The sequence below is a fragment of the Moritella sp. 24 genome (assembly GCF_018219155.1).
Classification (GTDB): Bacteria; Pseudomonadota; Gammaproteobacteria; order Enterobacterales; family Moritellaceae; genus Moritella.
This window is the reverse complement of sequence record NZ_CP056123.1, coordinates 964,130-990,919: the sequence shown is the minus strand read 5'-3', so window position 1 is coordinate 990,919 and position 26,790 is coordinate 964,130. Positions and strand designations below refer to the sequence as shown.

At 38.6% G+C, this 26,790-nt stretch carries 25 protein-coding genes; 9 read left to right on the top strand and 16 right to left on the bottom strand.

The window, feature by feature from the left end; all coding sequences use genetic code 11:
* Positions 1-238 precede the first annotated feature (238 nt).
* The gene (locus HWV00_RS04540) at positions 239-1,861 is read right to left on the bottom strand and encodes a methyl-accepting chemotaxis protein (protein ID WP_211684956.1); all 1,623 of its coding nucleotides are present in this window, start codon (positions 1,859-1,861) and stop codon (positions 239-241) included.
* Positions 1,862-2,145: 284 nt separating this feature from the next.
* On the opposite strand from HWV00_RS04540, the gene HWV00_RS04535 reads away from it, so the two are divergent.
* Positions 2,146-2,451, top strand: a complete 306-nt coding sequence (locus HWV00_RS04535; RefSeq protein ID WP_211684955.1) for a hypothetical protein — start codon at positions 2,146-2,148, stop codon at positions 2,449-2,451.
* Positions 2,452-2,468: 17 nt separating this feature from the next.
* Here the strand turns inward: HWV00_RS04535 and HWV00_RS04530 are convergent, their stop codons facing one another.
* Positions 2,469-2,939, bottom strand: a complete 471-nt coding sequence (locus HWV00_RS04530) for a hypothetical protein (RefSeq protein ID WP_211684954.1) — start codon at positions 2,937-2,939, stop codon at positions 2,469-2,471.
* Between the two features lie 181 nt (positions 2,940-3,120).
* Between HWV00_RS04530 and HWV00_RS04525 the strand changes: the two genes are divergently transcribed.
* Positions 3,121-3,630, top strand: a complete 510-nt coding sequence (locus HWV00_RS04525; protein ID WP_211684953.1) for a DUF2165 family protein — start codon at positions 3,121-3,123, stop codon at positions 3,628-3,630.
* A 92-nt stretch (positions 3,631-3,722) separates the two neighbouring features.
* Here the strand turns inward: HWV00_RS04525 and HWV00_RS04520 are convergent, their stop codons facing one another.
* A complete protein-coding gene (locus HWV00_RS04520) occupies positions 3,723-4,337 on the bottom strand; it encodes a LysE family translocator (protein ID WP_211684952.1) in 615 nt (204 codons plus the stop codon).
* Positions 4,338-4,586: 249 nt separating this feature from the next.
* Here HWV00_RS04520 and hflX point away from each other — a divergent pair, with 249 nt between their 5' ends.
* Positions 4,587-5,930 (top strand): GTPase HflX, encoded by a 1,344-nt coding sequence (gene hflX, locus HWV00_RS04515; protein ID WP_211684951.1) that lies wholly within the window; start codon positions 4,587-4,589, stop codon positions 5,928-5,930.
* 66 nt (positions 5,931-5,996) lie between these two features.
* Here hflX and HWV00_RS04510 read toward each other — a convergent pair whose 3' ends face one another.
* From HWV00_RS04510 to ygjK, 4 genes are all read right to left on the bottom strand, one after another.
* Positions 5,997-6,791 (bottom strand): leishmanolysin-related zinc metalloendopeptidase, encoded by a 795-nt coding sequence (locus HWV00_RS04510; RefSeq protein WP_211684950.1) that lies wholly within the window; start codon positions 6,789-6,791, stop codon positions 5,997-5,999.
* Between the two features lie 172 nt (positions 6,792-6,963).
* Positions 6,964-7,866, bottom strand: a complete 903-nt coding sequence (locus HWV00_RS04505) for an IS3 family transposase (RefSeq protein ID WP_211686265.1) — start codon at positions 7,864-7,866, stop codon at positions 6,964-6,966.
* Positions 7,806-8,309, bottom strand: a complete 504-nt coding sequence (locus tag HWV00_RS04500) for a helix-turn-helix domain-containing protein (protein WP_211681831.1) — start codon at positions 8,307-8,309, stop codon at positions 7,806-7,808. The genes HWV00_RS04505 and HWV00_RS04500 overlap by 61 nt, the downstream gene beginning before the upstream one ends.
* Positions 8,310-8,393: 84 nt before the next feature.
* A complete protein-coding gene (ygjK, locus tag HWV00_RS04495) occupies positions 8,394-10,940 on the bottom strand; it encodes an alpha-glucosidase (RefSeq protein ID WP_211684949.1) in 2,547 nt (848 codons plus the stop codon).
* Between the two features lie 457 nt (positions 10,941-11,397).
* On the opposite strand from ygjK, the gene HWV00_RS04490 reads away from it, so the two are divergent.
* Together HWV00_RS04490 and HWV00_RS04485 are read left to right on the top strand one after the other, a co-directional pair.
* Positions 11,398-11,793 carry a hypothetical protein gene (locus HWV00_RS04490; protein WP_211684948.1) on the top strand — a complete coding sequence of 132 codons (396 nt, stop codon included), beginning with the start codon at positions 11,398-11,400 and terminating at the stop codon, positions 11,791-11,793.
* Between the two features lie 204 nt (positions 11,794-11,997).
* On the top strand, positions 11,998-12,369 hold the full coding sequence (locus HWV00_RS04485) for a hypothetical protein (RefSeq protein ID WP_211684947.1): 372 nt from the start codon (positions 11,998-12,000) through the stop codon (positions 12,367-12,369).
* A 110-nt stretch (positions 12,370-12,479) separates the two neighbouring features.
* Here HWV00_RS04485 and HWV00_RS04480 read toward each other — a convergent pair whose 3' ends face one another.
* Positions 12,480-13,433 carry an AEC family transporter gene (locus tag HWV00_RS04480; protein ID WP_211684946.1) on the bottom strand — a complete coding sequence of 318 codons (954 nt, stop codon included), beginning with the start codon at positions 13,431-13,433 and terminating at the stop codon, positions 12,480-12,482.
* A gap of 306 nt (positions 13,434-13,739) precedes the next feature.
* Between HWV00_RS04480 and HWV00_RS04475 the strand changes: the two genes are divergently transcribed.
* Positions 13,740-15,086: a YjiH family protein gene (locus tag HWV00_RS04475; RefSeq protein ID WP_211684945.1), complete on the top strand. Its 1,347-nt coding sequence runs from the start codon at positions 13,740-13,742 to the stop codon at positions 15,084-15,086.
* 228 nt (positions 15,087-15,314) lie between these two features.
* Entirely contained in the window at positions 15,315-16,877 is a 1,563-nt protein-coding gene (locus HWV00_RS04470; RefSeq protein WP_211684944.1) for a phospholipase D family protein, read from the top strand.
* Positions 16,878-16,954: 77 nt separating this feature from the next.
* Here the strand turns inward: HWV00_RS04470 and HWV00_RS04465 are convergent, their stop codons facing one another.
* Complete coding sequence (locus HWV00_RS04465) at positions 16,955-17,968, bottom strand: DUF2235 domain-containing protein (protein ID WP_211684943.1); 1,014 nt, start codon at positions 17,966-17,968, stop codon at positions 16,955-16,957.
* A 239-nt stretch (positions 17,969-18,207) separates the two neighbouring features.
* Here HWV00_RS04465 and HWV00_RS04460 point away from each other — a divergent pair, with 239 nt between their 5' ends.
* Positions 18,208-18,609: a hypothetical protein gene (locus tag HWV00_RS04460; RefSeq protein WP_211684942.1), complete on the top strand. Its 402-nt coding sequence runs from the start codon at positions 18,208-18,210 to the stop codon at positions 18,607-18,609.
* A 242-nt stretch (positions 18,610-18,851) separates the two neighbouring features.
* Here the strand turns inward: HWV00_RS04460 and HWV00_RS04455 are convergent, their stop codons facing one another.
* The 4 genes from HWV00_RS04455 to rsgA form a co-directional block, all read right to left on the bottom strand.
* Entirely contained in the window at positions 18,852-19,919 is a 1,068-nt protein-coding gene (locus HWV00_RS04455; protein ID WP_211684941.1) for a macro domain-containing protein, read from the bottom strand.
* Positions 19,919-20,620 carry a DUF4433 domain-containing protein gene (locus tag HWV00_RS04450; protein ID WP_255554908.1) on the bottom strand — a complete coding sequence of 234 codons (702 nt, stop codon included), beginning with the start codon at positions 20,618-20,620 and terminating at the stop codon, positions 19,919-19,921. The genes HWV00_RS04455 and HWV00_RS04450 overlap by 1 nt, the downstream gene beginning before the upstream one ends.
* A 234-nt stretch (positions 20,621-20,854) precedes the next feature.
* Entirely contained in the window at positions 20,855-21,103 is a 249-nt protein-coding gene (locus HWV00_RS21620) for a hypothetical protein (protein WP_370630483.1), read from the bottom strand.
* Positions 21,067-21,780 carry a ribosome small subunit-dependent GTPase A gene (gene rsgA, locus HWV00_RS04445; protein ID WP_370630482.1) on the bottom strand — a complete coding sequence of 238 codons (714 nt, stop codon included), beginning with the start codon at positions 21,778-21,780 and terminating at the stop codon, positions 21,067-21,069. The genes HWV00_RS21620 and rsgA overlap by 37 nt, the downstream gene beginning before the upstream one ends.
* A gap of 454 nt (positions 21,781-22,234) precedes the next feature.
* Here rsgA and HWV00_RS04440 point away from each other — a divergent pair, with 454 nt between their 5' ends.
* A complete protein-coding gene (locus tag HWV00_RS04440; protein ID WP_211684940.1) occupies positions 22,235-23,893 on the top strand; it encodes a hypothetical protein in 1,659 nt (552 codons plus the stop codon).
* Positions 23,894-24,072: 179 nt separating this feature from the next.
* Here HWV00_RS04440 and HWV00_RS04435 read toward each other — a convergent pair whose 3' ends face one another.
* From HWV00_RS04435 to HWV00_RS04425, 3 genes are all read right to left on the bottom strand, one after another.
* Positions 24,073-24,387 (bottom strand): SHOCT domain-containing protein, encoded by a 315-nt coding sequence (locus tag HWV00_RS04435; RefSeq protein WP_211686742.1) that lies wholly within the window; start codon positions 24,385-24,387, stop codon positions 24,073-24,075.
* Between the two features lie 56 nt (positions 24,388-24,443).
* Positions 24,444-24,833 carry a hypothetical protein gene (locus tag HWV00_RS04430; protein ID WP_211684939.1) on the bottom strand — a complete coding sequence of 130 codons (390 nt, stop codon included), beginning with the start codon at positions 24,831-24,833 and terminating at the stop codon, positions 24,444-24,446.
* Between the two features lie 397 nt (positions 24,834-25,230).
* The gene (locus HWV00_RS04425; RefSeq protein WP_211684938.1) at positions 25,231-25,845 is read right to left on the bottom strand and encodes a hypothetical protein; all 615 of its coding nucleotides are present in this window, start codon (positions 25,843-25,845) and stop codon (positions 25,231-25,233) included.
* Positions 25,846-26,790: the final 945 nt, after the last annotated feature.

Below are 26,790 nucleotides of genomic sequence, written 5' to 3'. Positions count from 1 at the left end.
AAACATGAACCATTGAGTTTAGTAATAAATACAATGACTCACATAATGAGATATTACTTAATTATAAATAAAATCATCATTAAACGCTTAAACATACCTTACAAAGTCAATAAAATAACATATACATCAATAAAATTCGAGACGAAAACACGAGAGACCGATACGCTGGACTGGGTTTTGACAGAGAGAGAAAAAGAGACAGCCAAACATCTGTCTGGCCATCACCCCCTTAGAATAATTACCTTACTTGAAACTTATCTAGCTCTCTCACCAGATCATCCATCAATTTAACCAATACTTGCGAGCTTTGAGTGCCACCAGCAACGGTTGTAGATAGCTGACAACTACTTTCTTCAATCATATTCACTCGCATCGCGATGTCTTCACCCACTTCTTTTTGCTCGGCTGACGCTGTCGCTATTTCATGACTCATAGTTGAAATGGTTTCCAGCACAACAACGATTTTAGCTAGTGCTTCAGACGCATGTTGTGATTCACCCACCGTATTGGCACTGGTTTCGGCACAAATATCCATGGTTGAAATAGCATTACGAGAGCCTGTTTGCAGGTTCGTTACCATCTGCTGGATCTCTTTAGTACTGTCTTGCGTTCGTCCTGCAAGGTTACGCACTTCATCAGCAACAACTGCAAAACCACGTCCTTGTTCACCAGCACGAGCAGCTTCAATAGCGGCATTCAATGCCAATAAATTAGTCTGCTCTGCAATGTCACCAATCACTTCTAAGATCTTCGTAATTTTGTTTACGTCATTGTCTAACGCGGCAACAGCTGTACTTGCAGTATTCAGTTGCTGAGCAAGTCCTTGAATATTATTCACAGTCGCATTAATGATGTTATGCGTATCGACACTTTGTTTATCCGCATCTACCGTATTTAATGCGGTAGCCTGTGCAGAGTCGGCAACACCATTAGCTGACGATGCCATTTCGGTCATCGCAGTGGCAATCATTGCTGTCGATTGTCGCTGTGTTTCGGTTAATTCGCTAATCACTTTAGAACGATTATCCGATTCAATCAGTTCAGCTTTTAATGAATTGGTTGCTTCACTCAAATGTTGGATCAGTTGGCTTAACGACATATTCATTTTTTGCACTGCACCGTAGATACTGTCTTGTGGTGCGTAATCATTAAATGACGTCGTAATATCCCCCTTGGCAACGGATTGGATAGCAAATAGCACATCTTGTGGTTCACCACCAATAACTGCAATCATACGTTTTATCGAAAACATCAACAGAGCAAAAATGAGACTCGCAATAACGAAACACACACCAAACTGCAATTGTGCACTTGACCAAAAGCGCGCATTGACTTCATTTTCACCAATACCAGTACCAACGATCCAACCCCAGCGCGTTGTTCGTTGTGCGATTGACTGTTTTTCTTCTACAGAGCCGTCAGGTAATCCAAACGTCCAGGTATAATTAGCGATTCGGCTTGGTTGACTATCCACTGCATTTTTCAGAATTTGCCCAACGCTTCGCCCTTTACTGTCTCTAAAATCATTAAAGCTAGTGCCGTGCAATTGCGGGTCGAGTGGCGCAGCAAGAAACATCAAGTTCTGGTCTGCCACGTACACATATTCATTATCTTTATAAATATTATTTTGAAGTACACGAATCGCAATTTCTTTTGCTTTGCTTTCTTCGATCACTCCTTCTGCAGCCATTTTTTCCATATCATTAATGAAATTATAAGTCGTTTGGAACACTTCGGTCACACGAGATTTGTTATCTATCGTGCTCGACGATTTTAACGTCCAAAGACCCATCGCTGTGAGCGCGATAAGTGCAGACAGAATAATGCCAGCCAGTAAGTAAGATTGTTTTTTTAAATTCATGGTTTGTACTTCTATCAAAAAATGGAGAGAACATAGCTATTATCGGCACGTTATAGCGATACTTTACGATTTCGCGCTATTAAAGCATATCGACAGCGATAGATTTGAACAGAGATCAATGAAAATGTTAAAAAAAACAATAACCAACGTCTATTTCATTCGAAAGTAATAATTATAAATAATATCCGTTCATTAGGGAAAATAGGGGCTAAAGACAAATACCCACAGTAATAGAAATAATTTTGATGTAGACTATTTGTCTCTTTCTTATATGAGCGCTTTTAATGTCAACTACCAGTCAAGATAATCAATCAATTGCTAATACTTCTCTCGTACAATTAACACAACAACTCGATGCTATGCACGTTGCACAATTAGCTTCATTTGCTTATGGTCTACCCCCGCTGTATTTTTGCCGCGAATATTTAGAGCAAGACGAGCAAACAGCGATTAACCATTGTTTACAACGTCTAGAGAATGGGATCAACAACGAAACATTCACATTCGACACCTTGACTGCATTGTTAGCAGATAAAGATTATTACGACGACTATGAAGCGCGTTTACGTTTAGGGCCAGAACCTGCGTAATTTAGTTTGGCCGCTTATTAACGCCAAACCAGATTCAGAAAATCCTGCCCAGTTATCGATACTTGCGTTTGTTCTACTGCAATGAACTCGCCAGTGTCGATATTAACCAACCTTGCACTCACAGATACGAATGCCGTTTTACTGGTGTTATCCAACACATGAATTCGTAATGTCACATAAGTATTGTGCACAGTCGATTGCACATAACGCTTATCATGCCAATACGCAGAGATAGCAATATCAGCATTATTATTGGCACTCGCGGTGATCACTGATTCCGCTGCAATTAAGCGTCTCTGGGTACTAACCTCGACAAAATCCTTTGCTGTATCCCCTATCGCAATACCAACCGCGGGTCCGTTATTCAACGTAATGTCAAAGCCCGTCACACCAATCAGTTGTGATGCCTCAATAGTTGCAATCTTCGTACTACACGCAGATAAAAAGACGGAGAGAACCAGTGCCGTGAATAATCGTTTCGTTGTCATATTAGTAAAGTATCCTCGTGCATCGCGATAATCCATTTTTAAAGTATATAAAACTAAACTAGCACGCAACTGGGGTAAATAGATCTATTTTACTAATTTTTATCGTTAGAATCCCGAACCAAAATGAATCTTAACTGAGTAGATATTCATTCAATCGCCACATAAAATGGAATTTAATAACATGATAAACCTTACCCTCTCACACCGAATTTCCAAAGTAACACTAAGTACTTCTATTAGTATTTTTTGCTTACTTGTAGGCAGTGATAATTTGATTAACTTCAACGCTAACTATCAATTTGTTCAGCATGTTTTATCTATGGATGCGATGGAACCTTGGTTCGATGCGAGTGCTTTTGAATACCGCGTTATTACAAACCCAACCTTTCACCTTATCAGCTACTATGTGATTATATTTGCCGAATTACTGGCGGGTACATTGGGTTTAATCGGTAGTGTTTTAATGGCAAAGCATATTAATAACCCACGTTTTTCACAGGGCCAAGCCTTTTTCTTACTCGGGGGAACGGTAGCAATTTCACTTTGGTATTTAGGTTTTGCCGTTATCGGTGGCGAGTGGTTTTCGATGTGGGCAAATCAATGGAATGGTCAGATGAAAGCATATACCTTTGCCACTTTTATACTTATTTCGATGATTTATGTATTAGTACCGACGCCGGAAGAAAAGTAATACATTCATATTACCCCAGCGTCTGTCATCTATTTTAGGGTACATTTGAGTGCCCTTTCATTTATCGTGTAACATATTATGTTCACAATTGGTTACGATCTTACCGCGACTAGCGCGCCCATAGACACCATTACAGTACCTGCTGTCTTATTGATGACGTTTGATGCATTTGGTGATTTAAATACCCCTCTCGCTTTCACCGCCAGAAAAGCATAACCAACATTCACACTGCCAAAGGCCACCGTCGCCGCCAACATGATAGACGCTACATCAGAATAAGAAACATCGCCAATATTGACAAAAGCGGGGAAGAATCCCACATAAAACAAAATAGCTTTAGGGTTACCTAGAGTCACTAATAGACCCGCCATCAAATTAGACAATAATGATGATTCTTGTGTGGTCGCTATATCAACTGCGGTCGCTTTGGTCTTCAGCAATTTATAACCAAGCCATATTAAGTAAGCAGCACTGATATATTTGATAACAAAAAATGCAGTCCCCATTATTTCAGCCAATGCCGACAGCCCAAATAAAGCCAATATAATAAACACATAATCTGCGAGTAGCATCCCGATGACCATATATACGCCACGCGAAAAACCCGATGAAAACGAGCGTGCGATAATAGCGAATACACCGGGGCCAGGTACGATAGCCAGTAACAACATAGTGCCGAATAATGTGAGTAAACTGATAGTAGACATCCATTTCCCTTCTTGAAAATCAAAAACTAAATAGCTTTAATTGAGTGAGTTAATAAGGATACATGAAAATCGAGCTGCACTGCTATTTAGCGCTTCATATATCAATCAACAGTCTATAAAAATGCTTGTTCTTACGGACATATGATTAAGGTTTCTAACACCACTAACAATAGATATTAGAAATACATATATAAGCGAGGCACAAACGGGTAGGATGCACCCCATATAACTTTAAGCAATGAGCACAACATGTCGATCGCAACAACAGAACACTCCGTTAACCGCGCCTTATTAATCGCTATTCGCACGCCTTGTGTTAGTCAGCAAGAAGTAGACGAATCATTATCAGAACTAAGCCGCTTGGTTAGCACCCTCGGTTTCTCTGTGGTTGGCGCTAAAACCCAACGTCAAAGATCGACCAAACAGTTGTCTGTATTAGGCTCGGGTAAACTAGAAGAATTAGCCTCATTAACAGGTGAAAGTACATTTTATGAAAATGATGTGCAGATTGAATTAGACCAAGACGAGTTAAGCCAATTATTAGCAACCACAGATATTAAATGCCAAGCCAACGTGGTGGTATTCGATTGCGAACTAAGCCCGAATCAATTAAGTAATGTTGAAGCAGCATTAGGGGTTGAGGTTTATGACCGTACCCGCGTTATTATCGAAATTTTCAGCAAACACGCGCGTACACGTACCGCCAAGCTGCAAGTTGAAATCGCCCGCCTAAACTACCTAACACCGCGCTTACGTGATGAAAGCAGTGGCGATCGCGAACGTCAAAAAGGCCGCTCAATCAGTGAAACTGTATTTGAGATTAACCGTCGTCGTGTGCGTAATCAAATTGCCGAACTAAGACGTGAACTCGTTAAACTACAACGTGAAATGGAAGGCCGCAGCAGTGGTCGTGTTGAGCAACTAACCGTAGCTCTAGTTGGTTATACCAATGCCGGTAAGTCATCATTAATGCGCGCCTTAACAGACACCGAAGTCTTAGTAGAAGATAAACTGTTTGCAACCCTAGACACCACAGTGCGAACGTTACAGCCGCCAACACAACCGCGTATTTTAATCTCAGACACAGTGGGCTTTATTCAAAAGCTGCCCCACGATTTAGTTGCTTCTTTTCATTCGACATTAGAAGAAGCAAAAAATGCCGACTTATTACTTTACGTAGTAGATGCATCTGACGAAAACTTTACCTCGCAGTTAGCCATTGTTGACCATGTATTAGATCAGTTAAATATTGATTTAAACAACAAAGTATTACTGCTGAATAAAGTCGATTGTTTAACTGAAGAGCAGCAATTAGATCTACTTGAACGTTACCCAGATGCATTGCAAATTAGCGCTCATGATAAAGCCGACGTTGCATTCGTACATAAAGAAATTCAGGCTCGACTAGAAAAGAAAATGTGCGCAGCCTGTTTTGATATTCCCTACACAGCCAGTGGCGTAATGGGCGAGATCCACAGTAAAATGCAGGTGCTTGAAGAGGAATACCATGAAAAAGGTATTCGCATTACCATGAAAGCCAGCCCGGTTGCATTAGAGCGTTTGCATAAAATGCTACAGCTTACTACTTTCTAATACGCTGTTATAAATGCCACTCCTGTACTCATGACAAGAGTGGCATTTATTATTGTCAGCCCCATATTAAGGCTTATAACGCTCCGCCCCACTATAAGAAACTTCGTAACCAATATCATCTAACACCCCTAACGTCACCGCACCAAACGACACACCATTTGCCATAAATTCTTTAGTTAATGGCGGTAATACTCGGCCGTTATCTAACACGCGTTTTTTATCTTCTTGCTGTACATAATCGTACAAGTGACCACCATCATCACTGATTGGCACATACTGATAGGTGTTACCGTATATCGCATTATATTGCTTCGCCGCCATGCTATTTGGCACTTTTAGCACATTGCCTTTGTACTCTTTACTGTACTCGGTAAACGCTTCTGTATACGACCCGATGCCAAGAATATGTCCCATTTCATGACGGATATTGGCTTTAAACTCAACCTGATCAAATCCTTGTTCGTAGGTATGATTACCGATCGTCAGCGAACCACTCGTTGGGATCTCGTAGTCACCAATTTGAATTTCTGAATCAGGGCCAGCGAAGCCATTACAGCATGCCATTTCATGAACAGAGATACTCATGTGTATGGTGTGCTCTTCTCTCCCATCAACACCGACTAATGCTGTTAACCATTGGTTTGCCGCATCGATATAAGGTTGTTGTAATGCTTCACTCCATCTTAATACCCTGCCATTTTCTAATTGCAGTTTATCTTCAAATTCAAGTTCAAAAGTCAGCGCACCATTGGAGACTGTTTTAACAACATTGTTGGCTTGGGCGGTATTGCTGCATCCCGTTAAATATAGAATGGTAGCGATAGATAAGATCGCAAAGTTTTTCAATGTAAAAAAGCGCATAACATGGTTCCCTAAGTCCTGATGAGTACGTTCGATTATAGGGATAAATATATTTATGACTGTAAGAGTTTGTATGAGAAGTAGAAAGGTTCGAAGGTAATATATATCCATTAACCTCTAGATCAAAAAAGCCTCCAATTATGAAGTGACCCCGTTAAGTTGGACATTTTAGTTAAGCGGCTTGTAAGGCCTGGTTTCGATATTCTATCGGAGTCAGGCCTTTTAATTTGACCTTGATCCGTTTCGTATTGTAATACTCGATGTACTCGTCGAGCTTTTTTATTAATTCATCGGCATCGTTGAATTTTTGCCTATGATACATTTCTGTTTTTAATAAGCCAAAGAAGTTTTCAGCTACTGCATTGTCTAAACAGTTCCCTTTTCTGGACATGCTCTGCGTTAGCCCATGAGCAGCTAGTTGTTTTTGATATCCCCTGTGGCGATAGTGCCACCCTTGATCGCTATGCACTATTGGCTTCGAATGCTTATCTAAGCTATTAATGGCATCTTTTAGCATATCTGTAACTAATGGTAAGCGAGCATCTTTAGCTATCTTATAAGCGACTATTTCTTTGGTAAATAGAGCTATAACTGGTGATAAATAAACTCTTTGATCTCTCACCTTAAATTCAGTTACATCAGTTGCCCACTTTTCATCTGGCTTTGTAGCATTAAAATTTCGCTCAAGTACATTCGGTGCCGTAGTTCCAGCTCCGCCTTTATAAGAGCTGTATTTTTTAGGTCGAACGGTCGACTTTAGATCCAGTTGAGCCATCAACCTTTGCACCGTTTTATGGTTTAGCGTAATACCTTGTCTTTTCAGTGTTAGCTGGATCCTACGGTAGCCGTAGCGCCCTTTATGTTCGTGATAAATATCTCTTATAAGCGCCAGTTCACGTTCATAGGTATCCGGTTTTTCATTTACTTTAATTTGATAATAAAACACACTTTTAGCCAACTCTGAGGCTTGAAGAAGGTGCTTTAGTGCATGTTTATTTTTAAGAGCTAAAACCGTTATCGCTTTTTCTTTGTTTTTCGGCGCTTTGCTTGGTCTAGCTCTTCCAACTTTTTTAATACAGCATTCTCGGCTCGTAGATAGGCTAACTCTTCCTTTAACTCTGCTGTTGTCATTTCACTATCTGGTTTTTGAGTTGTATTAGATTGTGTCATTTTAGGCCTATTTATCGAGGTGTGTTGAAGCCCTCTGAAGCCAGATTCGTTATATGTTTTTAGCCATACAGAAAGCGAACCGGGAGAAGACAGGTTTAATACGGCACTAGTGTGAGTGAGCGACCAACCATTTGTCCACATTAATTTTAATGATTGCAGCTTTGTTTTGGCACTATTTGCATGTGAATTTGGTAGGAATGAATTTGTGCTATGAATAGCAAAGACTTGAGTCCAATATCGAATCTGTCGAGATGATATCGATAGTTCATTTGCTAATGTATAAGATGATTTACCACCTAGACACTCTTTCGCGATAATGAGTTTTAACTCACGACTATATTTGGACATAAAAAAGACCCCCAATAATTGGTTGTCCAACTATTGGGGGTCACTTCATTAGGAGGCTCAAGTATTGCTATTAACTGCTCTTATCTATTTAAAAAAACCTCTGTAAAGCATGTACATATGAGCTGAGCTCCATGAGAAATTACTCGCACCTTGCACTGCACCAGTCTCAGGGTTGTAGTTCTCGCGAATCGTCCCGTTGCCAACCATACCCTCTGCATTATTAAATAAGTCATCAGCGATACGGAATGCATCTGGGCCATAGCCATATGATTCCATCGATTTAACACCAAAATAGAACTGATCTAACCAAACTCGACCACGCCAGTAGATATCTGGATCATAAGCCGGATTTGACTGAGCCGCAGTTGGCATTGAAATCCCTTCACCAGGGAAATCAGATGATGAATCAAATTCACCTTTTTTAAGGATCGTAGCAACCACAGCATCGGCATTATCTTGAGTGGCAGCGCCATTGAATAATGGCCCCCACCCTTCAGGTCCACGTCCACGCTCTACGATTGGCAATCCAGCACAACCATTTTCTAGTGGTGCAGCAGTCGTACCATCAGCTTCAACGTTCATCTTAATGTCGTAGTAGAAACCAGTGCCTTCATCAAACATACATTTATTTATGTACTCTTTGATCTCTGTTGCACCAGTTAAGAATTCAGTAGCACGGTCTTTACCTTCAACGCTAGGTGAAACCAGTCCTGCCATTTCAGCAAGAAATTTGTTATCCGAATACATATAAGATGCTTGGTCTACAGACTCTTGAAGCATTGAGAACCCTAACAGCGTATCATCAGCAGAACGGTTTTCAGCAAAACGCACTTGCCAATCTTCTTTGTTACCGCCAGAAGCGATATAAGCGGCTAACTGTTCGTCATTAATAAAGCCAAATCTAGCCGCGTTATCCATGCCAGATTCCCAACCAGCAGCTTCTTGAGCACCAACAGATAGATCAGTATAAACAACATCGTCAAGAATAGAGTTGTAGTTATCCATACCAACAACTTTATACCAATCGCCATTTTTAGTGACACTATCGGCACCAAATTTAGCAATCAGATCTTCTTTTGTTTCGACCTGAACATACATATGACCATCATCGGTATTATGAGCAGGATCTACAGCAGCACCATATTCTGGAACACCATTATTATTGTGGTCACGATTCGTTAACCACCAGTCATGATAAGCAACGAGATTTGGGTACATCTCATCAATAAACGCTTGTGCATCTTGAGGGCGATCAAACTCTGTAATCAGTGCGTTATATACTTCCATAACAGACCATGCTGCAAGCGAAGGTTTAGTGTTACGCTCATTCCAGTTTTCAGAACCCGCACCATTACGCGATTCAGGCAAGGTGTAAGTAAGCACATCAAGCAGATAACCCGCGTCTTGTGGGCGAATAATATCATCCGATTTAATTTGATTTTGGAATACAGAACGAATGTTATCCATTGCTACATCTGGATTAAAATGAGCCATTGCATAAGCTTGTTTCCAAGTATCCCAAGGCCACGTATTGGCACCAGAGAACCAACGAGCCGTTACTGATGGTGTTACTGTTGCCTGAGTTATATCACCTGCAGCAGAACGCCAGTTACCATTCAGCGTCATCATAGCTTTGACACCTACACGTCGCTGTTCGGCTGTCGCATTTTGATTAGTAAGGCCTTTGTCTAAGTATTCAGCCCAACGCGCTTTCGACTCATCCATATATTGCGTTGGATTAGCAAGAATATTGGCTACTTTTAGTTTTTCGCTATTAACTTCTTCAACGTTGTGGAGATTAGAATAAGCAGTGTAAATAGTTTCAGTTTCGCCAGCAGATACCGCTTGGTTACCAGTTGAAGAAAAATTAGTTTCATTAACCGAAGATATTGTTTTGATCGAACGTACAATGCGGAACTCTGCATCTCCGTCATTCATAATTGCCCAGTTATTTTTCATTTCACCAAAGTTAATCTTAATACCATTATCGATGGTCGACATTTGGCGATTATATCCGGGATAATACTCGTCAACGGATTTAGTTTCATAGCCCTCAGTTGAGCGCGCTTTTTGAACTAACTCACCGCCCCATGCAACTGCAAGACTTAAATCTTCGTCTGTTAGGTTAGTGATTTTAGTTTCAACAAGTGATGTTCGGTCTGTTACAAATCGAAGTACCATCTGAACACTTAATTCGTCGGTCGTCAGCACCTGAACCAGAGAACCCGGTGTACTATAAATATTTGCCTTTGCAGCAGAAAGATCTATTTGTTTACCCGTGACAGTATTTGTAAGTTCCATCTTGTCAAACTCTTGACCTGACATGAAATGAGCATACTCTTGCGTTACCTGCATGATGCCACCAAATGAACCATACCCTTTTGCATCTTCAGGCAGTAAATGACCATGCCATGCACCGTTATCGATAAATGCATTGTATTCAAGGTTAGAATACTCATCATAATCACGAAGATATTCGGGATTACCCGTGCGATCAATAACGTCTTTATATTCGCTTGAAGGTGGTGTTGGTAGTTGAACTGTTTGATCAACAGTATTCGAATCATTACAGCCAGAAAGCATTAGAATCGATGTAATCGTCGCTGCTAGCAAGGTTCTTCTCGTATTCATTTCATTTCCTTTTAGACAATCATTTATGGCCAACTGCTATATTAAGAGTGAGTCCATAATAAGTGATTTACCTACCGCAAAAGGGATGGTAATTACAAGTGAGAAAGTTTTATTTGGTCGTATAATAAAATATACTTACGCGATAATGACTTTAAAAATAAATATTAAAAACATCACCTTGAAAGTACTTACCTACCAAAAACTGTCAGAAGTTTTAACCCCTGCATCATAGCGATATAAAATAACAAAAATGGTGATGGAACTGCTGCTTGTTGCACTTCGTTACATTTGGATACAATATTATAACGAAGTACCTATTTTTAAATATGATTAAACATATGTGGAGTTATGTTATATCATAACAATACTAGATAGCGGATACCGATTCAGGATAAAGAGACTATCAAACACAACACCTAAAATAATCACAAGGAATCGAACTTTTTAAGGTGGAAATATGAAAATTGTAAGGCGTATCTTTAACGATTACATTGATAACGGTAAATGTGAAAAGCTATTTGATGAACGAACAGCAGAATTTTTTAGCTTAATTTATTTTGCTCATGTTGATAGTGATGAAGATTTAAGTGAAGCATTCAGTTTTAAATTAAGTGATTCAGAATCAAAAGCAGCAATAGACATCATATTAAAAAATGCTTGTAACAAACTTAGCGTGCCTGAGTTAACAAGCAACGATCCCCTATTCTATTGCTCGCTTTGTCATTGTTATGATTCTGCAACAGTAAGACATGCTACAAATGTACCTACAATTTCAGACATTAAAGCGCTTGGTGGTTTTAATGCGTTTTTTAAACTTTTTCAAACGGGAAAGTGGAAGCCAAAATACGACTAATAAGTAATAAATAATCATCAAAGCCACGGTCTAACAGCCGTGGCTTTTTTGATCTATCTTGCGTCTGTTAATCACGATTTTACTGAACAGCTATTTATAATGATAAATTTATTTTCTCTGGAATTATATTTCTAAATAAAATCAATATGATTAACTCAGCTGGAACAAACCTTAAGCTAAATAATTTAACTAGGAGTGATTATAATGACTAACTTACTAAACCAAGCAAAAACTATCTGCAACGTCGCAAAAGACACTGCAAAAACATCAATCACTGCTGGTTTTGGTGTTTATAGCACCATCATTGATGAAGCATCAAAATCATCAGATAAAGCAACGCAACTTTTTGAATCTTTAGTTGAGCGCGGTGCGCAAGTTGAACCTAAACTAAAAGAGCAAACATCTGCAATTCTTGCTAATAAAATCACATTAGAATCAATTGAAGCTAAAGCGCAGAATATCACTAGTCGTTTTACTGGTGTTAAAAGTCAAAAATTGGATGAAGTAGAAGACAAGATTGACCAACTTACTGCGATTATCAGTGAACTAAAAGCGAAACCTGCAAAAGCATCATAATACTGCAGCGTTGAATTAAAAAAGCCTCCTTAATGAAGTGACCCCCAATAGTTGGACAACCAATTATTGGGGGTCTTTTTTGATCTTAAGGTATGGTCCCAATTATCTTGCTATGGGAAAAAATTAAAACGATGCAAGATTGAAATACCTAAACTACAAGTAATGAGTGACCCAGCAGTCGTCGTAGCAATAATGTTAGCGGCTAGATTGGCATTACCACCCATTGAACGCGCCATCACATAGCTCGCAGCGGCAGTCGGTGCAGCAGTCATAAAAAATAATAACCCGATTTCTAGCTGACTAAAGCCCCACAAATAAGCACTACCAGTGATCAATATTGGCGCTAACAGTAACTTAAAGACACTCGAAAACCAGGTATTAACCCCTTCACTACGTAGCTCCCCTAAATTAAGTGTCGCACCCGTGCATAATAACGCTAACGGCAAGGTCATATTGGCAAAATATTGTCCTGTACTAATCAATACAGGGGGCATTTTTATGCTTAACGTTAAAAACAGAACACCAAGCAGAATACCTATAATTAACGGATTTTTAGCAATCGAGCTCAAGAGATCTCTAAGCCCTGCCAAACCTAGCTTTGATTGTGTCGATGTTAAACATATAACGGCTAAAATATTATACAACACAGTAGTAAACGCAACATAGATCGCCGCTAAAGCAACGCCAGAATCACCATATACATTGGCAACGTAAGCAAGCCCTATGATCGCCGTGTTAGACCGGAATCCCCCTTGAATAATAACGCCATGGTTTTGTTTGTCTTTAATGAATAATTTGCAGGCAAAGGTGATAAACAAGAAGAAAGCAATATTCGCGACAAGGCCAAAGGCAATATAACTTGAGTTTATTTCGACAGATTGATCAGAATTTATAATGCTTAAAAACAGTAGCGTCGGTAAGGTCACTTTAAAAACAAGCTTGGAAGCGTTATCCACAAAAGCATCGTTAATAAATTTAATACGTTTTAGAAAATAACCCAAAAATAATAATATGCAGATAGGTCCTGTCACAGAAAACGAGAAAGAAAGTGATTGCCAAAACATGAGTTACCCCTACTCTCAAATAACTTTATTATGCAGTAAGCGAATATATTTTCCTAATCAATGTCTTATTAAGTATGAGCCATGGTGCAAATCTTTATTCTCCACCTTACTAGACGCTATTCTAATACTTTTAAGTGAGAATCTAGCTGCAGTTTTTTAGCTTAATAATAACCACGAAACCAAAGTAGAATATGGTCACGGTCAATACATTTAGAATTATGTGTTGACTACTTAGCATATAAAAGTAAAATCGCCCACTCAGAATAAAAACTCAGTTTTAATGAATAAAAAATCAAGGCGACTTTAATGAGTACTACCAGAAAAAATATATTAGTGTTTTTAATCCCTTCTTTATTTGGATTATTTTTCTTTCTTGCACCATTAAGCGTGAACGGAAACTTTACCTTCCCACTGGCTTTAATGGCAACAGGCGTAAAAGGTCTGTTAGGTGACGCAATTCATCCATTAATTACTGCCATTATTTGCTTTTCAGCAGTGGCTTCAGTATTCGCTAATACCATTAAACCTGACTTTATTGTTCGTTCTGAATTATTAACACGCTTATTTATTATGACCCCAGTTTGGGTTGTGATCCGCGTACTTGGTGCCATATTCACACTGTTAGCACTTTATCAAGTTGGCCCAGAGTTCATTTGGGATGCCAACACTGGCGGACTCGTATTGCATGATCTATTACCATCATTGCTTGTGACCTTCTTCTTTGCCGGTTTATTACTGCCATTACTATTAAACTTCGGCTTACTCGAATTTTTAGGCACAATGTTAAGTAAAGTAATGCGCCCTGTATTTCGTTTACCGGGTCGTTCAGCAATTGACTGTATTTCATCATGGCTTGGTGACGGCACCGTTGGTGTAATTTTAACAAGCAAACAATACGAAGAAAAAAAATACACAGAAAGAGAAGCAGCGGTTGTTGCAACTATGTTCTCACCCGTTGGTATTTCATTTTCGTTAGTCGTATTAACACAGGTTGGATTAGAAAATTATTTCGTGCCTTTCTACGCAACAATTTGTCTGTCAGGCATTATCGCAGCAATGATTATTCAGTTTCTGCCACCACTAAGCTATAAAAAAGACACCTATATTGACGGTAGCAAGCCCGATCTTGATAGCGAACTTATCCCAGAATCAATGTCAGCAGCTAAATATGGTTACCAACTGGCACTAGAAAGAGCAAGTAAAGTAAAAGGCGTAAAATCAACAATCGCTGAAGGCCTACAAAATTCATTAGACATGATGTTCGGGGTATTACCTGTGATCATGGCCGTGGGTACAATGGGTTTACTTATTGCAGAAAACACACCGTTATTTACTTGGTTAGGTATGCCGTTTGTACCGCTTCTAAACCTATTAAATCTACCTGAAGCACAAGCAGCAGCAGAAACAGTACTCGTTGGTTTTACTGATATGTACGTACCATCAATTATCGCTGCATCAACTATCGAGAGTGACATCACTAAATTTGTGATTGCCGCATTATCTATCTCTCAATTGATTTTCATGTCAGAAACAGGTTCGGTTATCTTATCAAGTAAGATCCCTGTGAACATTATTGAATTAATGGCAATCTTCGTTCTACGTACCTTAGTGACACTACCTATCATCGCGCTCTGCGCGCACATGATCTTCTAATGTGAATATTTGAATGCGAATGATCTAATGTAAATCGCGTTGCGGCAGCCCTGCCGCAACGCTTTGTTCGTCAATATGATACCGATAAATAACATCCCCTTGATTGTATCTCGGCTCATCGTCTTACTCTTCTTAATCAATCCCACTTAATCATTACTGAATAAATAAAATAAGCAGAAAATAGCCCCTAATGATATGGTGACTTAAATAACAAAAGGAAGTGTCATCATGCCAGTGTTGCAACGGATCAGTATCCCCCTCATTTTAATCACCGCTCTCACAGGATGTGCGTCACTTCCCGAAGAGATCAAACACGCGACAGAACAGTTAATCACACCACCAGCCAGTTCATTGGCCACATTAATTGATACTCATCGACCAGAACAAACGAAAGCTGAAATGAGCGGAGTCCTGTTGCTAGATAGCGGCTGGGATGCATTAGCCCAGCGCTTGGCATTAATTGAAACCGCAGAGCACAGCATCGACATCCAGTATTACATTTGGAACAGTGATGTGTCAGGCAGCTACCTCGCAACTCGCTTGATCGCAGCGGCAGATCGTGGCGTTAAGGTCCGCCTCATGCTTGATGATATCAACCTTAACGAACGAGAGGATCTGCTCGCGACACTTGATCGTCATCCGCAAATAGAGATACGTATATTTAATCCAATACCCACTCGTCGCGGATTCGCAAAGTGGGTTAATTTTATGGATGACTTTTCTCGCCTAAACCGTCGTATGCACAACAAATCATTTACCGTCGACGGTGCTGTATCCATTGTTGGGGGTCGTAATATTGGCGATGAATATTTTGATCTTTCTGATCATATCAATTTTCGTGACCGTGATGTACTAACGTTAGGTCCGGTGGTTAATGATATTGAAACCAGTTTTGGCCAATACTGGAACAGTCGCTGGTCTTACCCAGTTAACTTACTCAACGATGATTTACCAACAGGCGATTTACCAACAAATAAGGCCGCGGTAGAACAGACCATACTCGATGATGTACAGATCCCCCGCTACAAACATTATCCCGTGTTACCAACAGGAAGTGAGACAGCTAACCGTTTATTAAAAGATGCGATGAATAAGCTATCCTGGGTTCAGGCCAGTTATGTTTCTGACCATCCAGTACCAGTAGATAGCGCAGATACCAACAAGCCCAAGGTGACAGCCAGAACACTCGGTAAGCTGGCAACTCAATCAAAACAAGAAGTAGTATTAGAATCTGCCTATCTGATATTCGATGATCGTCAATTGGCAAAGCTACAAACATTAACAAGCAAAGGCGTACAGGTAAAAGCACTCACCAACTCACAAGCGTCTAATGACTTAATCGCTAATCACTCAGGTTACGCAGCGCGACGTGAAGACATGTTAGAAAACGGCATGCAGTTATTCGAGCTAAAGCCCGATACAAGTCTGTGTGAAGTTTCGACTAAAGACTTATCTAAATGCGCACCGACTGCAGCGTACGGACTTCATGCTAAGTCGGCTGTTTTTGATAGAAAGATTGCCGTTATCGGGTCGTTTAACTACAACTTACGCTCAACTTACCTCAATACAGAATCTATTTTGATTATTGAAAACCAAGATGTAGCAATAAGTCTTGCGAATGATATCGAACAGGCGATGAGTGAAGATAACAGCTGGCGTTTAAAATTAGATGATGGTGATATTCGTTGGTACTCAGGTACAGAAAGCTGGAACAGCGACCCTGAGACAGACCAATGGGAACGTTTTAAGTCCGGTTTTTTACAATTATTGCCTATTGAAAAGTACTTGTGACACAAGCTCTATTTACTGCACACAACAAGTCCTATTCACTAAAGACTACCAAGCCGATGCCATGATAGGTATTAGCGTTACTTTACAGCATGATAGGGCGCGAGTCCTATTCTGTTGTTAAGATCAACTAACGCGAGCGGTGTGTAATGCTGAATTAACTTTAATTTTTTGAGTACAGATGAATGGACGCTTGGGGTATTTATATCCGTTACTGGTGCGACCCGACGCTCCCTTCCCCCGTAATAAAATTTATATGATTCGTGTATTTTTCTCGATACATCTTCAGGATAAGGATAATGGCGAGTATCTAACGCCACTTTATGTTTTATTTTTTCAATCATCCAATTAAAGGCAATATTAGAGTGGTGCCTTTCTTTGTACCCTCCGCCCACATCCGCATGAACACCTGAAAACCAAACCTGTTCTATCACTTGCTCATCAGTACCTGAATTCGTGTCCCATAAGGTGGGTTTAAAGGTTGATCGTTGCTCATCAATTGAAACGGCATGATAGGCATGCAAAGCATCTTTATTCAGTTTTGTATCATGAAATTGAACGTATTTATTTGTTAGTTTTTTTAAGAAACCGATGGGAATACCAAGTGAGCCAACAGTATCCCATACGCCAATCACTTCGATCTGACATGCCGTATTATTTTGTTTAAACCTTTTTCTGTCGAGCTTATTTGCATCTTTATAAACATCAAAGGCATGTTGAATCGACTCTTCAGTGAGTTGATTTTGCTTTAACAAGCCACAACTGTAGATCATGCCAGCGAGTGAACGCGCGGTATATGCCCCTCGACTAAAACCAAAAATAAAGATTTTATCGCCACTCTCATAATGTTTACATAATTCGAAATAGGCCTCTCTTATGTTTTTAGCCAAGCCTAATCCTGATATTCCACCAATAATGCGACTGTACCAGTGCGAGCCAACCCCTTCATCGTAATACACCACTTGCCGACTTGGCTGTGCTTTATCTAAGATTTCCCATAAATTTCGTACGTTGGTTTCTTCGTTCTCCTCATGCCCATCTTCGTCTGGTTTGTTCCATGTACCATCTAAACAAAGAATAATATTTTTACTCATATTTCCTCCTATATGATGAGTATTCCGTTCTATTATCGTTTTTAAAATCGCCTTTTAATCACCAATTACAGCTACCGATAAAGGTCATAATTAATGAGAGCAATACGACAATGATGAACTGTTATTTATCATTCGGAGTTTATTTGTTTGCTATGGAATTATATTTCTAAATAAAAATAATACGATTAACTCAGCTGAAACAAACCTGAATCTACATTATTTAACGAAGAGTGATTATCATGACTAACTTACTTAACCAAGCAAAAACTATCTACACTGTTGCAAAGAACACAGCAAAAACATCTGTTACTGCTGGCTTTGGTGTTTACGGCACTATCTTTGATCAAGCTGCAAAATCATCAGATAAAGCAACGCAACTTTTTGAATCTCTTGTTGAACGCGGTACGCAAGTTGAGCCAAAACTAAAAGAGCAAACGTCTGCAATCTTTGCTAAAAGAATCACATTAGGATCAATTGAAACTAAAGCACAAAGTATCACTAGCCGTTTAACGGGTGTTCAAGGTTCAAAACTAAATGAATTAGAAAGCAAAATTGATCAGCTTACTGCAATGATTAGTGACCTAAAAACGGCACCTAAAAAAGTAACTAAAGCGAAAGCAACTGCTGAAGCTCAAGCATAATAATACGTTAACTGTCGTAGTTAATTGAAATGAGCCTCCTGATTGGAGGCTTTTTTGATCTTGGGGTAAAGTGGTATCATATCAACATTATGGCGTACTTCTTTAACGTCTACTGCATCAAATTTATGTATAGTGGCAGCTTCAGTATTACCTTCAGAAAATTAAATTGCTTCCATTAAACCTTGCTGAATACTCTCAAATACACTACTCATCGTTACCTCTGTAAGTACCAATTAATGTTTCTACAGCTTATTTATCGCCAACTGTTCCAAAGCAAAAAGAATACTTCTATCATCAAATAATTTTGATTTTCGTAACGCCCATTTATTACCAGCAGGCCAATTATTCATCCCTTGTCGAATACCTGAAAGTGTAGGTTCACAGCCTTCTTCAACAATTAACCAATCCACTGTTGAAAGCAGTTCCATACCAAATGGAGATTCAAAACCATCAATGATTTGAGTCGCTTTTTTAAGTGCAGGCAAATACGCTTGGGCTTCAGTTTTAAGGTATAAGCTCAGTATGTCTTTTTTTGAATCATCAAAGCAAACGACATCAAGCGGACTAGCATCAGGGATCCGCTTATCTGATTTCAAATAACTGCCATCGATTGCGTTTAACAAATGACTTAAATTATTCGCATACGGTCCATAAAGATGTGGTTCAAATTGTAACTTTAAAGGATCCTTAATTTCCATCGAGTTAATAACGCGTTGTAAAAACCAAGCAAGCTTTTGAATTTCTAATAAACTGCACTCCATACCTAAAACCCAATACTGACGTATTAATTCAGCGATCATAGCTCTTGCTGGTGTCAGTGTTTCCACACCTTCTTTTTTCACTACGTTTTGATATTTAGTGGTTGGTGTAAATATTAGAATTTCAACATCTTCTAAATCACTTAATTTATTAACTATACGTGTTTTTACATCTTCCCACTGTAACCCACCATGCCCAGCTCCCAAGGGTGGAATAGCTATCGATTTAACATTATTGGTTGTGATGAAAAGCCTAAGATCATCAAGTCCATCTTCAATCCATTCCATTTTAGATTTAGAGCGCCAATGTTGCTTCGTTGGAAAATTAACTATCCACTGCGGACCAAGAAAATCATGCGTTTGAGTAACGAACATTTTACCTGTAACAACATCCTTTGCTTTACAGGCTTGCGCATATTCTTTCATGTTTTTCGGAAAGCTTTCTTTAAACATTAACGCGATGCCTTTCCCCATGACTCCGACGGTATTAACCGTATTAACTAAAGCTTCAACAGGGGCTTCGAGTAAGTTGCCTTCTACATATTTAATCATTAGAAGTACCATCCCGTTCTAGCATAAACATCTAAATTCATATTTCTTTCTATCAGTAATTTATCAATATCTGTTTTGGTTTTTTCTGAATAACAAATAATGCCTAAAAGCGCGTCAATAGGACAAGATCCATGTACTAATGCTTCAGCTTGATAGCGCTCGAATTTGGCCGGATCATCCGCGTCTCTTTTGAAATCCCGCTGCTGCAATAAAGACCAATCTATTTTATCCAGATCTTTAACTTCATTATAGTAAGTAGCCCAACGATAATAAGCATGGCTATCTGTAAAAACAAAGTCTAGCCCTAGATTTTTAATTTTGTGAACACTCGATACAAGGATTACGATCTCATCATTATGGCGTTGTTTAACACCACCTCTACCGCCATGAATGTTTTTCAGCATGACCGAAAATGGAGTGAAATAAAATGGCACATAATCATTTAAAAAACCGTTTGGCACTATAGGTACTGGATGCGAGGCCCGCTTGCTAGTTAACTCAGGGTTACCAATATGCACCCATTTTTTTGACTGTGTTGAGCTATTACCACTATGCAAACCATTAGCGAAAATCCAAGGTAAATTATCACGGTGGACAATACGCCATATAAGTGCTTTTTTTGGATTGATACTTTGAGAGTAGTCGTAGCTCATTATTTTCCTATAAACAGCTTTTTGTTCACAATCTGGCAATTGTAGCAAACCTCAACAACCTTGTCGCTGACTGGAAATAATAGTATTTCAACGCTTATATTATAAGGTGCGAATCCGTCCCTACAATGAAGTTCCACTAATGCAAACAGAGTGTAATCATGAATAACTTACTGCTGAATTCAGCCATAAGAGAAACTATCTTAACTGTAGTAAAATACACGGCTAAAACATCTAACAGCCCACTTAACCTCAGCCCCCTCTTTTAAAACGCTTAGCCTCGTTTTACGCATTATTAATCAGTTTTCCGAATGCTTTATCTTTCGATCTTTTTTCTACTAATGTCGCGCTATTCATGGCTTGTTCGCGATTCAGTTTTTGATAGCTAGTCAGGCGTCTCAATGACAGGCTGCCATCGTCAATCGCGGCTCTAACAGCGCAATGGGGTTCACTGTCATGCGAGCAATTACCAAAACGACACTGCTGTGCGATAGCTGTTATTTCGCTAAAGGTTTCACCACGCCTGTCTCGCAATGACTTAGCTGTAATTCGCGCATACCAGGGGTATCCATCAACATGCCGCCTTGCGGTAACATTTTGAGGGCGCGATAGGTGGTCGTATGGCGACCCTTACTATCATCCTCGCGAATGCCGCCCGTCTGTTGTGCTTCAATGCCTAACAGCCCATTCACTAAGATCGATTTGCCCACCCCAAATGAACCTAAAAAGGCAACCGTTTTACCTGCTTGGCAGAAGGTATAAAGTTGTTGAATATCTTGGCTAGCTAATGCATTCACTGAATATACCGCAAGCAGTAGATCCAGCGCCAGCACTTCAGCTTGCTTACCTTCAACGTCGTCACATAAATCGGCTTTGGTTAAAATAATCACAGGTTCTACCTGCGCTTCCTTGGCAATGGCAAGGTAACGCTCAATACGGCCAAGGTTGAAATCATTATTCAGCGAACAAACGATCATGACACTGTCGATATTCGCGGCGATCAGTTGCGTTGCTACCTTTGAACCCGGTGCCTTACGCTCAAACAATGATTGACGCTCTAAGCTTCTATAAGCTCTTAAGGACGCGTCAAACAATATCCAGTCACCAAAACAAAATCGCACGCTGTTTGGCGATAAGGTTAACGTGACTTGGCCTTGTTCTGCCATCACGATAATACTGCTTCGGTGTTGTTCAATAACACGACCTATCATGAACTAAGTCAGTTCTTCTAACGTTAGCTGTTGCTGGAAAAAAGGTTTCCACCCTAGCTGATGAAGTGTTGGCGTAATGTTCATGGCTGTACTCATGATGATGATCTCGTCTATTAATATTGATTCTGTTATTTAGTGCGCGCACCAAATGGATGAGTTAATAATAAGGGGATCACATAGGGAAAGATTGAACATTTACGACATAGTTGGGTTTTAGTGTTTATGGTCTTATCATTGATGAAGCATCAAAATCATCAGATAAAGTAACGCAGCAGCTTGAATCGCTTGTTGAGCGCTACGCGCAAGTAGAGTCAAGACTGAAAAAGCAAACGTCTACATCATTTCTAATACATCGTATTACGCTACTAATTGTGAATATTATCTCACTAGCCAACAGTTGCAATATGATATTATTTACATAATTTCATGCCTTTAAATCAACTTACGAGTCTAAATGATGCCCAAATCAATAAATAATGATGTGACAGGCAAATTACTTAAGGTTAACCAAGCTAATGCTTTTTATAACTACGTTCTTGGTTTTGATTCAGCAAATATTGATCTACTACAAACGGGATCGAGGTTTCTGAAAGAAGGAGTATCTACGTCAGTATTCTTTTCAGATTTCAAGTGTATGTATATTGATGAATCAGGTAACAAAAAGATTGAGGTAATTTCACGAACAGGCCGTGATTTCGATTCAAATTGGAAATTAGAGTTTAGTGATGAAATGCCCAAATCTGTTGCTACCGAACTACTGCACTCTTGTGAGATTGCATTTCATGAAAATCGAATTCAAAATGAAGAAGTTCCATATTTACGTGTTTGTTTACCACCAATACTCTTGGATAATGAGGAATATCAACTTCCCCTTTTTACATCTATAAAAATTTATTCTGACGGTATTGCAATACTTAGTTTTCAGCTTGATGCTACATGGGATGGGCTAGATGAATCGCATTTTTTGTCTGACATTGTAAACATGTATAATTACTACTTTAAGTCAATATGGATAGATTCTAGGCTGCAAAAACTTGATGCAAAAGTTGTTTTAAATAATGCATATGAAGAAAAATTTTCAATTGGCGGTAAATATTTAACTAACTGGAAAATTAAACAACTCATAAAGAAAAGTAAACAAGACACCCAAAAATTTCTAGATGAAGCTCTAAAGGTTGAGGGGCATTATTTTGACTTTGGTGATGGGGGTGGTAACTGTACGCTACATCAGATAGTCGGGACTGAGAATAGTGAATCCGAGGAACTTACTGTAGATCTATGTCGCTCCATATACTGTAATGCCATCAGTAGGCTTTTAGTAAGTGAAAAAAATGAAAGAAAGACATCTCTCGGTCATTTTATGTGGCAGGGGCGCCCATCGATCACATTACTTCGTTTCGAAGACCAGCCAGAAAATAAAGAAGAATTATATAAAAGTTTTTCTCATTCTATTTCAAAAATCCTCCTTCGAGCAAATAACGTGGCCAAGAACCCTAATTTGCCCCCTGACTTAAGGGTCTTTGACGATTTTTGTCTACACGGCAACAGATCTATATTGCTATGGACGTGGTTGAAATCTGAAAATAGTTCTGAGAATGTTTGGGATGATATTAACACTGCCTCTACGATTTTTGGAAACCAAGCAAGAACAGAGCTAATAGAATACTACAACTTGAAGGTTGCTAGGGCATGCACTTGGGCTCAAAACCCTCGTAGTAACGATCACTTGCTCTACGCTTATAAAATTCTTGCAAGCTCAGATAGCATGATTCATCAAAGTAGTTGCTCAGGGGAAATCGTAGATTCTCTTTCATACCTTATGGAAATATTTGGAACTACAGGGTTAATTAATTCAGGCAAAGAATCAGCAAGATACCATCTTGATGAGTTAAGATATAATGCAGATAAAGCTAAAAGTCGGAGTGATAGCTCTCTTGCCCTTATCTTTGGCTTGGTGGGGGCAGCAAGCCTTGCCCAATTTGTTGTTCATCCTTTTGTTAAAGAAACATGGCCATTACTAAGTGAAATTCAGGGGCCAGTTGTATCTTTTGGAATGTCAGGGGGAGGAATTATTTTATTAGCAACACTTATTAGGCTCATAAATGATAGATAAAACTAGCATTTTCAATAATGCCAGCCCAACGGGAGATAAAAAATATTTTAGAATTTTGAAGTAGTGTAGTGGAACAATGTATTTGCCCTCCAATTAGGAGGCTTTTTTAAGTTTAAGCTTTAACTGGTAGTGATCTCTTAGCATGTGGCCAAATTAGTTACGCCACTTCAATTCTACATTTACAGTAATTTCTTTTTTAAATTGTTAGCTTTTTCATCAAATTCGTCTTGAGTTAGTATCCCTTCATCAAGAAGCTTTTTATATTTTAATAGCTCATCTTGTGCCTTTGCACTTTCTCTATCGAGAATAATCTTATTAAAAAAAGGAATACACTGCTTTAACGAAATTATTCCAACACTCAAAATCCCATAAAATATACCAGCCCATATAACAAACTCACCTAACTGTCTGATTCCAACAAGATTATATATTAGTGAACCGACTATCATTATAACGACACCAATTATAATATTATTAATGACTTTCTTTAGCATTTAGAGCCCTTAAATAGCTTTAACCTTATTTATCAATAATATTAACTACAAACAAGTTATAGTTCCGCACTAAACTGTACCGCTTTACCTGTTTTAAAGTTTCCGTTCTTATCAAAGAATTTACTGTAAGCAGCAGTCTGTGAAGCTTCAACCTTTGTTATTTGTTCAGAACTGAGAATATCTCCAAGTACTACCAAGCAATCCTTGTGACTTCCATCAACATAATTAGCTACACAAGTATTGGTAATCAGCACCTTATCAATAATCACTTCCTGTTTTAGGGCGTCTGCATATTTTATTACTATCGCATTATCACCAGGTCTTGCATTATTTTTAAGAACTTTGTAGCTGAAGTCACTTGGATTTAAGTGTCGATCATATACAGCATTAGGAATACCAAATAATTCTGCGTGTTTGTAGTTTCTTGTGTTCATCATATATAACATAATCAGCCCTTAAATTAGTTCCACCCTTTGCTATTTCGATATACGCATCGAAATAGAAAAATGATTTATATTATAAATACAGGCAAATTTAAAAGTATATCATTTTAGACATAGTCATTCTAAACAACATATTATCTCTCAAATAATTTACCAAGCAGGTCTTTTTTTAACATATATTATACCTAACACGCAGAACCCAAAGCATACTCCTTAAGAACGCAGCTAAAGAGCTTATTTGTACATATTAAGTAAGCTATAACGGGTTAAAAATAGTCATATAATTTGCACTAAATTAGGGCATCAATGTTTCAGCTAAAATAAGTCTGAAACATCGGTTTTGTCCGTTAATACTGACTAAATGGAAAGGCTACATGTACCGTTAATAATACTTGCTAGCTTAATTTCCAAAGATCTGCGATTGGTCTACTTTTGAACTAAATGGCATTTTAAATTTGACCCATTTTCCAAATATATTTGTAGCCCCCTCATAAGCACATGACTCAGCCAACACATATTTTTGAGATGTTGTTGCATAAAGTTCATCTTGATATAACGAGATATAACAAAGGGTAACAGGTAGCGATTTAATAGCAAAAGCTACAGCTTGGTAAGATTCAGACTCATCATTTTTCATGTGCAATGTTGCAACTTCTAATTTATCCCCAGCTTTAATAATCGTACGAGCAGATAGCTTAGTCGTAAGTAAAGAGAACTCATCACCTTTAAGATCATTATCTTTAACAAATTTATCAATAACTTGCCTAACTGAATCAGCTCGTTCTCCAGCAACTTCAAACCCAGTTACAATTGCAGGTCCATTACCTGCATTTTCAAAGTAAAGTGCGACTCTACCGTCTTTAAACATCACGATACTGGATTGGACTAATGGAAGAGAGCTAATTCGATTATGGTAGTTAGTTGAAAATGATTGATATGTCGTAAGCACTAATGCGCATAGAGCTATAAAAATACTAGTAATACTTAATGTATTCTCTTTAATAAATTTTTTCATAATTTCATAATTAAGATAGGATTTATGCTCTTGATTCTATTGCTTTTTGAATTTACAGCAAGAGAAATTGATTCTATTTTTTACGAAATAAATATCAATACGAAAGCAAATAGTATTATATAAAACCATAATTTATAATTGATAACGGCGGCACTTTGACGGCATACGATGGGTAGTATTGGATATATATGGATAAGGCTACCGATTACAAAAAATAAACACTGTAATTCCACTCAGTAGAGTTTTAGGCTTCAACTCCCCCCTTGCATCTTGTAGTCGCGCATAAAAAAAGCGAGCCCTACTTTCGCAGGACTCGCTCTTATCACTTCATGTCTTTAACGTTTTAACACGCTAAATTCACCTGAGTACGAACAATAGAGTTGGATACCCATATACCAGATAATCAATAGCTTACTGATACAGGCTATACCAATAGAGTTGGAAATTAATACTCCAACACACCAATAACTTTTCACGAAATAAGTCAAAAGAGTTGGAAACAGTGGATTTCAATATATCAACGCTATATTGCGTTAAAAGTTGATCTATTTTTTATAACTAACTTTGTCAAATTCTGGCTTAATACGATAGTTTTCAACCAAATTTTCTTCCTTGTTAGAGTTTTAACCCATTCACATTTTAAACATAACAGTTCGTGATACATTTGTTATATTTAAACCTCAAAAACTTTAATTTATTGATCATATTTGGCTTAATGAAAACCGTACAATGGAATAATTTTATACAGTATTATTGGTATTTAGCTTAAAGCCGTCACAATTTATAAAAAGACAGTCAAGCTTATCTTGAAGAATGAAATAATACCTTTACAATCATTAACATAGGCATTTCAATATATAACTGACAATACTAAACGCATAGTCACAGAACGATCTTCCACCTAAAATAGATAATCAATCTCTAATATAATCTTATTTTTTAGTC